The organism is Nostoc sp. CHAB 5836 (assembly GCF_020829445.1).
Taxonomy (GTDB): Bacteria; Cyanobacteriota; Cyanobacteriia; order Cyanobacteriales; family Nostocaceae; genus Nostoc.
Genome location: NZ_JAIVFV010000221.1, coordinates 1 through 9,869 on the forward strand (window position 1 = coordinate 1; position 9,869 = coordinate 9,869).

Annotated in this window: 5 protein-coding genes; 1 reads left to right on the top strand and 4 read right to left on the bottom strand. The window is 39.0% G+C overall.

The features are described 5' to 3' along the window. Window positions 1-147 precede the first annotated feature (147 nt). The 3 genes from LC605_RS28515 to LC605_RS28525 form a co-directional block, all read right to left on the bottom strand. On the bottom strand, window positions 148-2,661 hold the full coding sequence (locus tag LC605_RS28515) for a CHAT domain-containing protein (protein ID WP_229550812.1): 2,514 nt from the start codon (window positions 2,659-2,661) through the stop codon (window positions 148-150). 21 nt (window positions 2,662-2,682) lie between these two features. Beyond that, window positions 2,683-5,253: a filamentous hemagglutinin N-terminal domain-containing protein gene (locus LC605_RS28520; RefSeq protein WP_229550813.1), complete on the bottom strand. Its 2,571-nt coding sequence runs from the start codon at window positions 5,251-5,253 to the stop codon at window positions 2,683-2,685. 138 nt (window positions 5,254-5,391) lie between these two features. Beyond that, window positions 5,392-5,919: a VOC family protein gene (locus LC605_RS28525; protein ID WP_229550814.1), complete on the bottom strand. Its 528-nt coding sequence runs from the start codon at window positions 5,917-5,919 to the stop codon at window positions 5,392-5,394. A 756-nt stretch (window positions 5,920-6,675) separates the two neighbouring features. Between LC605_RS28525 and LC605_RS28530 the strand changes: the two genes are divergently transcribed. Beyond that, window positions 6,676-8,454 carry a ShlB/FhaC/HecB family hemolysin secretion/activation protein gene (locus tag LC605_RS28530; protein WP_229550815.1) on the top strand — a complete coding sequence of 593 codons (1,779 nt, stop codon included), beginning with the start codon at window positions 6,676-6,678 and terminating at the stop codon, window positions 8,452-8,454. Between the two features lie 705 nt (window positions 8,455-9,159). Here LC605_RS28530 and LC605_RS28535 read toward each other — a convergent pair. Beyond that, the coding region (locus LC605_RS28535) for a DUF2252 family protein (RefSeq protein WP_229550816.1) at window positions 9,160-9,869 on the bottom strand (710 nt) is incomplete at its 5' end.

Genomic DNA, 9,869 nt, shown 5'->3' on the forward strand with positions numbered 1-9,869 from the left:
CTTAGGCTTTAGGCGTTTAACTCAGTTGGACTCAGTTTGAAAAATAACTGGGGTAATTTATGATGCGTAGATTGTAAGTTCGCGTAAATCAAACGCGAACACTTCTTTTTTGTCCAAAGTCCAATAAGTAAGTTGTCCCAAAGTAGTTCAGAGCCAGCTTCCGACTAGAACAAAAGCCGCCCAGTAGTAAGGATGAGTGTAATCAGGATTTGACAATAAACTCAATTGTGCTTGACGCAGTGCCTCTGCTTTAGGTACACCCTTTCTCAGTTCTTTGTAAAATTCGCTCATAAGCTGAGTCGTAGAATCAGTATCTACTAGCCATAATGTTGCTAACGTACTTCTTGCTCCTGCTTGTGCGGCTACTCCAGCAATTCCTAATGTTGACCTTTTATTACCCTTAGCGGTTTGACAGGCACTTAAAACTAATAACTCAATCCCGTCTACATCAGCTTGAGTTTTATTTCTTAATAATCTATCAAATTTTAATACATTGATTGCCTTCTCATAGGCTAAGATTACCGTCCGATGAGGATCTGAACTAAATTGAGCATGAGTTGTCAAATGAACAATTGGAAAATTGACCGTACTCAATTCTTTCTCAAGCCGAGGGCTAGTAAAATTTTCATTTAGTAAGGTAGTGGAAAAAGTAGTTTGTTTTTTAATATCTGCTACTTCTTGTTCTACTCCTGGTAGCGCTTTCAAGTCTTTAGGAGCGTTTGGATCGTTGAAGCTGGGACTAACTTTAGAGAGTGCAGCAATGAGAACTTTCAACTGTTCTTTAGATAAAGCTTTTGGTTGGCGAACTCTAGACCCTAAAGTAACTGCAATACTGTAGTTTTGGAACAAATAATCTTTACCATCATGCAGCAAAGCCATCGGCAAGCTTTGGAAAGATTTGTCCAAAGTGAATACCAGTGTTCCTGACAATGGCAAATATTTCTTGATAGGTACAATCAGCAAGCTATAGAGTGCTTGAGAAGGTCGAAGAAGCACCGATTCATCAGTATTAATAAGTTTTTTATCTTGTAAATTCTTTAATAGATTATCGATATGCTCTTTAACTTGCTTTGAATCAACAGAATGACGATGAAGAGATTTATCAGGGGATTGAACGAGTATTTCTATACGGCTACCCAAATCAACAATGTGAATTACTGCTGGGCTATTAGGTAAGTTTTTAAGCTCGTTTAAAGCTACAAGATCGAGTTTGCCACACTTGAGAAAATTCTCTAACTCTGCTATTTGCAGCCGTTCATTTGTTTGAATAACTTGCTCAAGATTTGGATTAGGAGATGCTAGAAGCAATCGCATATAATCGCGATAAACAGGTTCTACCTTTTCCGAAAAAGAGAACTGTAAATCTGCGTTGCTTGCTAAGAGACTATTACGAAGCTGACTTAAGTTATTGATCGCTGCCCTATAAGCTTTAATAGCTTCTTTAAACTTTCCCTGTTTATTATATAAATTCCCTAACTCCTGCTGCCATTGATACGAAATATCCCAAGCATGAATTGATTGTGCCAAGCTTAAGGCTTCTGCAAAATATTTTTCTGATTGTCCTGCTTTTAATTTACCCAAAGTGCCGAGACTGTATGACTCCAAACGCTCGTTTTTGGTAATTTTAGCTGTTTGCAAGGCAGATGATGCATAGTCAATAGCTACTGAATGCAATTGCTTGTCTGGAAGTTGATTCAAACTCTTAGCGAACTTCAGTTTTGTATAAACAGAATGACTAGCCGACAATTGAGAAAATGCCGAAGAGTTTTTCAGCACTAAGTTTACGCAAGGCTGAATCTGTTGAGTAATTTTAGTACGAGTCTTAGCTAATTGTGTATTACTTAAGCTGGACTCTGCTATTAACCATTTTTCAAAATCTAATAATAAACTCAACTGGTGTACTTGAGCTAGCAGTTGTGTCACTTGAGGAGCTTCTGGCGTATTATACACTTGTTGATAGATATCAATTGACTTCAACACCTTTTGCTGAATCAAAATGACAAATTCTTTTTTGAAAATTGGCTCCTCTATTTCATAATATTTATTACGTGCTTGTTGGTAAATAGACTGTTCAGTATTACCCAATGAAAGCATAATTCCGCTAGTCTCAACAGAAAACATTTGTTTAGCAGTTGAAAGTATTTTCTCTAAAACCATCTTTGATTCATCTAGCTTACCTATTGTACGTAATACATCTCCCAGGTTATGCCATGCCAAAAGATTTAGAGGCATTAGCTTTTGCTGATCTATTGCTGCCGTCAATAGTTTTGTTGTAGATTCATCAGATTGCTCTAACGAGATAGCGCAAATTTCAGCATCCGTATCTAAATTTAAAGCTTGTAAAAGTATACTGCAAGCCTGACGATTTAAGCCTAGAGCTTGTAGGGCAAGGTTTTGGTTAATTAAGCTGCCAGTAACGCCCTCTTCATAGTGAATTTGACGATAAATTTTTGTGGCTTCTTTCCAATCTTGAAGCGCTTCTACTGCTCGGCCTTCATCAAGATACTTTTTTCCTCTTTGGTTCAATAGTTGCGCCTGATTGTGTTTTTGTACTTTTTTTTTCGTAGCATAAGCAGGAGTAAGAAATCCTTTACTCTCAACCGTAGATAACCCTAAAATGCTTAAAAATAAGTACTTGATCCAATTTCGACGTTTAACCATCGTTCTATGTTATTTCTGATATTATTGATTTTTTGATGGCTTATTTTCAGCAGAACACAGACTAGCAAACAACGCAGCATCGGCGGTGACTTGATCAGATTTTGCCGTCAAGACGACTGTCCCATCAGATTTGCTTATTAAAGCTTGCGCTTCTATGATTGGTGTAGTTTCTTGAACTATTGATTTTAGTTCTTCTGAGCTACTGTTGACCTGAACTGAGGTAAAATTGTCTTGCCAAATAGGATTATTAGATGGCAAATCGTTAGGACTAGGTAATAAACTGTCAATACCAGTAACAACAAACTTACTTATCCCTATACCTGACCGACTTTGACAAAGTGATGCAATTTTAGGGATTTCACGAATTGCTTCTGGGGCTGCTTTAATGCTGTTAGGATAAAAGTAAAAGCCGTTGATCTCAACTTGTCCGTTAATGCCAAATTGTGAACTGGCTTCAAATCGGCTATTAAGAGAAGAAAAGAACCAGTCGGTATTAATGAGGATATTTCCGCCTTTTCCTGTAAAAGCATTAGCTGTTATACTGCTGTTGCCCAAGGAGAATAGGATTTTTGTATCAATAGCTATGTTGCCACCATCGCCATTAGTGCCTTGCTGCCCAGCAGTTGTGGAGATACTGCTATTGCGTAATAACAAGTTTTCTGAGTCAATATCAATATCACCCCCCTGACCAATAGCAGTGGTTGCGTTAACACTCCCGTTGTTTTTGATATTAATGTCTTTAGCAATGATTTCAAGTTTTCCTGCATTGCCAGAGCCATAGTTCCCAACGCTGACTTGAGCGTCGTCTTTAACATTTAAGCTTCCAGTCTTAAGGGTTAGCTTTCCTGCATCTCCAGTGGGATTTGGTGGTACTCTGCTGAATCTTACCCTTAAACTTTCGTCTAAAATAGCTGCCGATGAATCTATAAAACTAGGATTATTTGAATTTGAATCAACGCCCGAAACTTCTATAAAATCAGGAGCATTAATGGTGAGACTACCACCGTTTCCAGAAGAGACTGTACTCGTAGATACACCTGCGCCTTCTCGAATAGATAACCTTGGGGTATTAATTTCTAAAATGCCAGCGTCACCGCTGCCAAAAGTAGCAGCCTTAATTGTGCTAGGACCAACGGAAGGCGATACACCTATTATTTCTATCTGATTACTTGCATTTACAAAAACATTACCACCTTTTCCCATATTAAAAGTTGTAGAACCTAAACTACCTCCATTTTTAAGAGTGATGTTTTCCGTCGATAGTTTCACATCTCCTGCGCTTCCATAAGAGCTAGAATTTGTGGTAATATTTGCCCTATTATCTAATATTAAAGTTTTTATTTTTCCAGTAATATTTCCGCCAGATCCATGATTAATATAACTAAAAGTATTTATACCACCATATCCAAAAGGATTAACAGGAGATGGAGTAGAGCCAATAATTTTTAAATAATCAACATTATTTACCGCTATGTTTCCGCTTGAAGCGTCACTAAAAGTAGTAGTAGCTATTTGTGCTCCTTCCATGTTAATTTTATTTGCATTAATTTGAATATTTTCTCCTGGTGTCTTACCAAAATTACTAGTAAAAATAGCACTTAGACTAAATTGTGTTGAATCTTTAAGTTCTAAAAGCTTAGAGGCATTAACAGTAATCCCTCCGTGTTGCTTGGATCCTTGATTTTGGCTGAAAATCAAGGAGCCATTTAATATTCTTATCTCGTGCCCCTGGATATTGATAGTGTTTCCTTCGCCTTTAACGCTATTAACATAAACCAAGGCATTATTTGATAATTTTATATCTCCAAAAATTGAAGTTTTGTCATAGTTAAATGACCATCCATTATTTTCTTGCTTAATATTGGCATCTCCTTTGGCGATGCTTCCTAATTCGATTCTTCCATTCTTCGTACTGAGAATTCCTCCCTCTAATAATATATCTCCTCCTATCAAAGCTAAAGTTTTGTCGGGTTTCACTTGTAAGCTATTAGAAAACTTGTTGGCATCGAGAGGTATCCTAAAATCAGAATCTTGAATAATGCGACCTGTACCCTGCACGTGAATCACTCCAAGATTGCTCCCAAATTGCAAACCACTAGGTACACTAATAGTCAGTATTGGCTGATTAGGGGGATTTACAGCGCTGAACTGGGAGCCATCAGCAAATTTAATGCTATTCGCTGTGCTGGCTAAAAAAGAACCACCAATATCTAACCGTGCATTTTGACCAAAAACTATTCCATTTGGATTGATCAGAAATAGGTTAGCTATGCCATTGGCACGAATCAATCCATCGATATTAGAAGCTGATGTACCAGTTACCCGACTAATAATGTTTTGAATATTTGTAGAATTGTTAAAGAAAACAATGCCGCCAGTCGAGACAGAAAAACTTTGAAAGCTGTGAAATAAGTTGTTCTCTGCTTGAGTACCTCCTTCAATAGTTATGGTGTTTCCTTGCAGTTTTATAATACTGTTGTTGGGTAAAGTCCCGTCTTCAATTATTTGAGCTTTACATGGAAAGATAGTTAAACAAGAAATAAATGTTGATACTAGAACGGATTGTATGAAAATATAATGTTTGTTTTCCATTCTGCTACATAAGTATGTTTTTAAAGACTGATAAAAAATGAGTAATCAGCTATAAATATCCGGTTTTGATATTGGAGAGTTATAGCTATAGTTCAACTATAGCTATAAGGGCAGGAAGAATTAATAAACAATTCACTATTAAATTAATTTATGTTGGAGATCTCGTGCAGGATCACCCAATGGGCGCACATTTGCAGCAAATTCTAGTAATATCCCATTGGGATCGAAGAAATAAAATGAGGAAATGAAAGTGTTTTCGTCTAGTTCCGGTACATAACCAGGTGCGACATCTGCATGATGCAAAATTGGCGTCACTTCAACCCCCTTCCCAACTAGCTTGGTTCTATAATCTTCCACCTTTTCCAAAGGAATATTAAATGCCACATGGTTCATAGAGCCATGTGCAGTGGCAATATTTCCTGTTTTAAGTCCATCTGGTCGTACAGAGGATATGCCTGGTATCCCTTCAGGTGTTCGCGGTGACCAGAAGAAAGCTAAAGCATCCCCATTTCCAATATCAAAAAAAAAGTGCTTCCCGCCCCCTGGCATCTCGATAACCTTGATCAAAGAAAGTCCAAGGGTGTTGCTGTAAAAATCTAGAGTTTGTGCTATGTCTTTGCAAACTAGGGCGAGGTGATTTATACCCAGCAGTTCAAAATCTTTCATGTCAATATACTTGCTATAAATTGCATGTAAAAGGTTTGGTAATTTTAAGTAAATTCCCTTGTAAAAGAGCGATTATCTATCTTTATAAGTTTTATTCATTTTAGGTTCCATGCCAGTCTCCAACATGATTACGGCAAAACTTTTCCGAGTTTTGCAGTTGAGAATCTATTATGTCTCGATTCATTTTGTTGATGAATCGAGAACTTCAGGAATTATACCAGCATAGTAGAATAAAAATACAGGGCAACTAGTAAATTACTACTTTTTGAGAGTTCCACATAAGCATTGGGACATTACTTAGCCTAGCATTTACAGTTACAAATTTTTCAAAGGAACAAAGCAGAAAATGATACGTATTAATTGGATGCAGTAAATTTGACTAAAAAACAGATGATTCCGATTTTAGACTTATCAGGTATTGTTATTGATGTACTTTACTTTTATCAAAAATTTAAAACTAAAGAAACCGAGCCTTTGTTGGGTTTTTCTGTTGAAAGGCTTGATAGTTAAAGGTTAGAAGTTTTTATATCTTTCCTTCCTTTGTTAGATGAATTGAATAATGATATTCATCTGGAGAATTCTATAAATATAGCGTTTCTCACTCGCATGAAGTACAAAAAAGCCTTATTTAGCAGGTACTTCACTCCGTAAGAGTGTACCTCAAAAGGACAGGAAAAGTATAAAAAAATTTTAAGCCTTTACCATCTGTAACAAAAATCCAAGAGAAGCAGATTTATAAAATCCTACCTCAATATTATGAGCGATAAATTACCCAAAAAGCTTACATTTTCTTGGTTGCATGTGAGCATAATTGTATTGTTAAGCAGCATAACTTCCAGACCTGTCTACGCGCAGGTTATAGATATCACACAGCTACCAAATAGCAATTCTCTCCCACCCCAACGCCTCCCACCGCCGCAGGACATTCAACCCCCCTTACCTTCCCCATCCCCCCCACCACAACCACCACAACCACTGCCCTCACCAGCAGAACTACTTCCACCATCTGAATTAACTCCCCTACCTGATGAATCAGTTCCTAGTAATGCTTCTCAAACTATTACAGTTGAACGGTTTGAAGTTGTGGGCAGTACAGTCTTTAGTCCTCAAGAGTTAGCCCAAGCCGTTGCGGAATTTACTAATCGACCAATCTCACTGCTTGAGTTGTATCAAGTTCGCTCTAAAATCACTGACCTGTATGTTCAGAGGGGTTACATTACTTCCGGTGCATATATTCCACCTCAAGAAATTCGTCCGGGTTCAGGTGTTGTAAAAATTCAGGTCGTCGAAGGTAAATTTGAAGAAATCCAGATAAATGGAACGCGTCGGCTTGACCAAAATTACATACGTAGCCGTATAGAAGCAGGGACATCAGGTCCTGTAAATCGGCAACGCTTGTTAGAGGCACTGCAAGTATTGCAACTCAATCCTCTGATAGAAACAGTATCGGCTGAACTTTCAACTGGGCAGCATTCCGGTACAAATGTGCTAAAAGTAAATATTAAGGAAGCAAAGACCTTTAGCACACAAATAGTTTTGGATAATGGGCGATCGCCAGCAGTAGGAAGTTTCCGACGCCGATTACAGGTAAATGAAGCCAACCTACTTGGAATGGGAGATAGTTTAGCTATAGCCTACACCAATACTGACGGTAGCAATTCCTTTGATACCAGCTACACATTGCCTCTCAATCGCCGAAATGGAACGCTCTTGTTCAGCTATGGTATAAATAAAAGCGATGTGATTGAACGCCCTTTCAACATTTTAGATATTCAATCAGATGCTCGATACTATGAACTGACATACCGCCAGCCAGTAATCCAAACTTCTACACAAGAATTTGCTCTTGGCTTAACTGCATCTCGTAGAGAAAGCGAAGCTTCGTATGTTGACTTTGAAAGAATACCGTTTCCCTCCTTGGGTGCAGATGAGAATGGAGAGACAAGAGTATCAGCACTGCGATTCTTTCAGGAATGGGTTTATCGTAATAATCGGCAAGTCCTTGCTTTGCGATCGCAATTCAGTTTGGGATTGGGAGCATTCGATGCCACGATCAACCAAGAGTCCCCCGATAGCCGCTTTTTCTCATGGCAATGGCTTGTCCAGTGGGTACGCCTGCTGGCTCCTGAAACCTTAGCATTACTCCGTCTGAATACGCAGCTGACCTCCACATCACTCGTGCCACTGGAACAATTTGGTGTTGGTGGACAGGAAAGTGTACGGGGCTATCGTCAGGATTTCCTGCTGACTGATAATGGAGTGTTTGCTTCTGCAGAAGTGCAAGTACCAATTTTACGCGCTGGTGGTACGTTGCAAATGATTCCTTTTGCAGATTTTGGTATTGGCTGGAATGCGGGTACACAGAATCCTGACTCGAATATTCTGGCTTCTGTGGGGTTGGGGTTGCAGTGGCGCGGGGGCGATCACTTTAACGCTCGTGTTGATTGGGGAATTCCTTTGATGTCGGTGGACTCAAACGGAAGAACCTGGCAGGAGAACGGGGTGTATTTTTCTGTGCAGTACAACGCTTTTTGAGATTACTTTGTATATTTGAAATCCTGAACGCCGTTGTAACCAGAAGCATGAACAGTGATTGAGCAGTAAACCAAAAAGTTTTTTCCCCAAGAGCGATCGCTAATCAAGCTTACGTGCTTTAAAGTATTATATAATACTAAATATCTAAATTATTAAAGAATGTTCCTACAGCCAATGATATTAGAGGATTCCGTATTTACTAGTATTATAAACTACCAACGTTTTAGCGATCGCTCTTTGGGGAAAAACTTTTTGGTTTACTGTTAGTGGGAGCAGCTTATCTGTTGGGAACCAATGGTTCCTAGAATCCAGTTAACTCTCACTAAAAGCGGGAAATCCAGTTTTAAATTATACCGAATACCCGCGAGTCGGAAAATTACTCCTTTGTCTGAAACACTACACCCAAGACGGGAGCCGGGAGCAATAGGATGCAAATCCTGGATTTCTCACAAGTGAGAAATCCAAGGGGTGTGGGAAGTGTGGGAGGATGGGGAAGAAGTCTTACCCCCCAAACAGATACCTTTATTTTCTTTTTCCTTAGTAGAGTGTCAAAATAATTCGTAATTGATAATTCGTAATTCGTAATTACCCCATAACTGAAGTTAGGGGCTTGAAATAAGGAATAAATTTATTTGTCTCCATAACTAAATTCAGGGGCTATGACTTTCGTTACGAATTACGAATTACGAATTACTCTCTTAGTAATTATTTGGTCACCCCTCGGTTGTAAGCGTCTTTGAAACTCCCATAGTCGTACTCGACTTGAGTTACATAGTCTAGAGCAAAGTTAACAATCTCATCCTTGAATGCAATCTTGTTACCGCTGACGATATCAGTCACTTCTTTATCAACGCTTTCAGGAATAATTCGTAATTCGTAGTCTTTATCAGAGATGGCATGGTTCTTGGCAACGACCTTCCCTGCATAGGCCATGGCATCCATGAACTTTGACTTAGTAGTTAGCAATGTATAGTCAAAGTCCACCTGGTAAGGGGATTTTTCATGGAGCATAAAGGGGATGCTATTGACCGTAGTGTAGCCAACTAAAGGGTCAGTATTAGAAAGCATTGCTTTGGTGGCGATTGTCACTCTCGCTCCTTCATGATTTCCATAGACTGAAGTTGGCAGCAGAGATGGAACTGCGATCGCCACAGCGCTAGAAGCCTCCTGCTTCATCTCCAAAATCCGGTCATCATCGGTTGCTGAACTTGGGCCATCAATCAGCAAGTAATACCGATACTTACCAAGACTACCAGTGCCTGAACCGAATTTGAGACGAATGTCCTTGAGAGTGTAGTAACTATTGCTGTAGCGCTTACTGCTAGGAATTGAGGCGATGTAGCTGCTCATAGCCCCAGCAATGTTTGAATAGGTGCTGCTGGATACAGGTTGAAATTTTGGAGTTGAAGCAGGAA